Origin of the sequence: Paenibacillus amylolyticus, assembly GCF_003719335.1 — a bacterium.
Lineage (GTDB): Bacteria > Bacillota > Bacilli > Paenibacillales > Paenibacillaceae > Paenibacillus > Paenibacillus amylolyticus_D.
In genome coordinates this window covers 1-2,479 of record NZ_RIAS01000037.1, presented here as the reverse complement: position 1 = coordinate 2,479, position 2,479 = coordinate 1, and the positions used below count along the sequence as shown (strand labels likewise).

1 rRNA gene is annotated in these 2,479 nt (G+C 54.2%); it reads left to right on the top strand.

The annotated features are described in order from the left end of the window. Window positions 1-2,479 (top strand): 23S ribosomal RNA (locus EC604_RS29280); the annotation flags it as partial.

Sequence of the window (2,479 nt, the reverse complement as noted above, 5' to 3'; positions counted from 1 at the left end):
CTCCGAGACGGATCCCGAGTAGTGCGGGGCACGTGAAACCCCGTATGAATCCGGCAGGACCATCTGCCAAGGCTAAATACTTCCTAGCGACCGATAGTGAAGCAGTACCGTGAGGGAAAGGTGAAAAGCACCCCGGAAGGGGAGTGAAATAGAACCTGAAACCGTGTGCTTACAAAAAGTCAGAGCCCGTTTTAGGGGTGATGGCGTGCCTTTTGTAGAATGAACCGGCGAGTTACGTTCCCGTGCAAGGTTAAGGTGAAGAGCCGGAGCCGCAGCGAAAGCGAGTCTGAATAGGGCGATGTAGTACGTGGACGTAGACCCGAAACCGGGTGATCTACCCCTGTCCAGGGTGAAGGTGCGGTAACACGCACTGGAGGCCCGAACCCACGCATGTTGAAAAATGCGGGGATGAGGTGGGGGTAGCGGAGAAATTCCAATCGAACTCGGAGATAGCTGGTTCTCCCCGAAATAGCTTTAGGGCTAGCCTCGGAAAACAGAGTCGTGGAGGTAGAGCACTGATTGGGTGCGGGGCCCGCAAGGGTTACCAAGCTCAGTCAAACTCCGAATGCCATAGACTTACTTCCGGGAGTCAGACAGTGAGTGCTAAGATCCATTGTCAAAAGGGAAACAGCCCAGACCATCAGCTAAGGTCCCCAAGTGTGTGTTAAGTGGGAAAGGATGTGGAGTTGCACAGACAACCAGGATGTTGGCTTAGAAGCAGCCACCATTGAAAGAGTGCGTAATAGCTCACTGGTCGAGTGACTCTGCGCCGAAAATGTAACGGGGCTAAACACACCACCGAAGCTATGGCTTGATGCTTTGCATCAGGGGTAGGGGAGCGTTGTATAAGGGTTGAAGGTGTACCGTAAGGAGCGCTGGACATTATACAAGTGAGAATGCCGGTATGAGTAACGAAAAGATCAGTGAGAATCTGATCCGCCGAAAGCCTAAGGGTTCCTGAGGAAGGCTCGTCCGCTCAGGGTAAGTCGGGACCTAAGGCGAGGCCGAAAGGCGTAGTCGAAGGACAACAGGTCGAAATTCCTGTACCACCGTAAATCGTTACGAGCGATGGGGGGACGCAGTAGGGTAGTGACGCAGGCTGATGGATGCCTGTCCAAGCAGTGAGGCTGATGTGTAGGCAAATCCGCACATCGTAAGGCTGAGCTGTGATGGGGAGTGAAAATTACAGTAGCGAAGGTCATGATCTCACACTGCCAAGAAAAGCCTCTAGCCAGATGAAGGTGCCCGTACCGCAAACCGACACAGGTAGGCGAGAAGAGAATTCTAAGGCGCGCGGAAGAACTCTCGTTAAGGAACTCGGCAAAATGACCCCGTAACTTCGGGAGAAGGGGTGCCCCGGTAGTGTGAATAGCACGAGGGGGCCGCAGTGAAAAGGCCCAAGCGACTGTTTAGCAAAAACACAGGTCTGTGCGAAGCCGTAAGGCGAAGTATACGGGCTGACGCCTGCCCGGTGCTGGAAGGTTAAGGGGAGTGGTTAGGAGCAATCCGAAGCTGTGAACCGAAGCCCCAGTAAACGGCGGCCGTAACTATAACGGTCCTAAGGTAGCGAAATTCCTTGTCAGGTAAATTCTGACCCGCACGAATGGCGTAACGACTTGGGCGCTGTCTCAACGAGAGATCCGGTGAAATTTTAATACCTGTGAAGATGCAGGTTACCCGCGACAAGACGGAAAGACCCCATGGAGCTTTACTGCAGCTTGATATTGAATTTGGGTACGATCTGTACAGGATAGGTGGGAGCCTTTGAAGCATGAGCGCCAGCTTGTGTGGAGGCACCGTTGGGATACCACCCTGATCGTATCTAGGTTCTAACCTGGTGCCCTCAGCGGGTACGGGGACAGTGTCAGGTGGGCAGTTTGACTGGGGCGGTCGCCTCCTAAAGAGTAACGGAGGCGCCCAAAGGTTCCCTCAGAATGGTTGGAAATCATTCGAAGAGTGCAAAGGCATAAGGGAGCTTGACTGCGAGACCTACAAGTCGAGCAGGGACGAAAGTCGGGCTTAGTGATCCGGTGGTACCGCATGGAAGGGCCATCGCTCAACGGATAAAAGCTACCCTGGGGATAACAGGCTTATCTCCCCCAAGAGTCCACATCGACGGGGAGGTTTGGCACCTCGATGTCGGCTCATCGCATCCTGGGGCTGAAGTAGGTCCCAAGGGTTGGGCTGTTCGCCCATTAAAGCGGTACGCGAGCTGGGTTCAGAACGTCGTGAGACAGTTCGGTCCCTATCTGTCGTGGGCGTAGGAAATTTGAGAGGAGCTGTCCTTAGTACGAGAGGACCGGGATGGACGTACCGCTGGTGTACCAGTTGTTCCGCCAGGAGCACCGCTGGGTAGCTATGTACGGACGGGATAAGCGCTGAAAGCATCTAAGCGTGAAGCCCCCCTCAAGATGAGATTTCCCAGTATGTAAGACCCCTTGAAGACGACGAGGTAGATAGGCTGGGGGTGGAAGTGCAG